Genomic DNA, 849 nt, shown 5'->3' on the forward strand with positions numbered 1-849 from the left:
GATCCAGACCCGAGTCCGGCTCGTCGCACAGGATGATCTGGGGATCGAGAACGAGGGCGCGGGCCAGGCCGGCGCGCTTGCGCATACCGCCGGAGATCTCACCGGGGAGCTTGTCCTCGGCACCGGTCAGACCGACCAGGTCGATCTTCTCCATCACGATGTCGCGGACCTCGTTCTCCTTCTTCTTCGTGTGCTCACGAAGGGGGAACGCGATGTTGTCGAACAGGCTCATCGAACCGAACAGCGCACCGTCCTGGAAGAGGACGCCGAACAGCTTGCGGATCTCGTAGAGCTCCTTGGCCGAGCACTGCGTGATGTCGGTGCCGTCGATGATCACCGAGCCCTGCTCGGGATGAAGGAGACCGATCAAGGTCTTCAGGAACACCGACTTACCGGTACCCGACGGTCCGAGCAGTGCGGAGACCTCTCCCTCCGGAAGGGTCAGAGAGACATCACGCCAAATGTTCTGAGATCCGAACGACTTGGTGAGCCCCTCGACACTGACCTCTACACCCACAACTTCCTCCAGACGTTCGCTGCCCCCGAGAGCGGCCACGGTGTGGCCGCACACCAGCCGGTGGCATTTGTGGTTGGGGTCACTGTAACCGACCAGAGTCCACCCACAACGCGACCGGAGCTACTCAGCGTTGGCGACGAGAAAGCTACCAACCGGTAACCCTCGCCGCGTCGATGACATTAGCGGATGGAATGAAGTGAGGGAAGTCGGACATAACCGCCCCCTGTGACGCCCGACGCAGAGTCGCAGGTCACTCGGGTGGACGCCGTTTCGACTGTGCGACATCGACCGAAGTCGTTGGGCCAGAGTGAAGTCGCGCGCGACTTCACTCT

At 61.8% G+C, this 849-nt stretch carries 1 protein-coding gene; it reads right to left on the reverse strand.

Annotated features, from left to right (window positions below; translation table 11 throughout):
* Window positions 1-517: ABC transporter ATP-binding protein (locus tag OK17_RS18595; protein WP_461418350.1), on the reverse strand; the 517-nt coding region annotated here is incomplete at its 3' end.
* Window positions 518-849 lie beyond the last annotated feature (332 nt).

It is taken from the genome of Gordonia sp. GN26 (assembly GCF_054823965.1).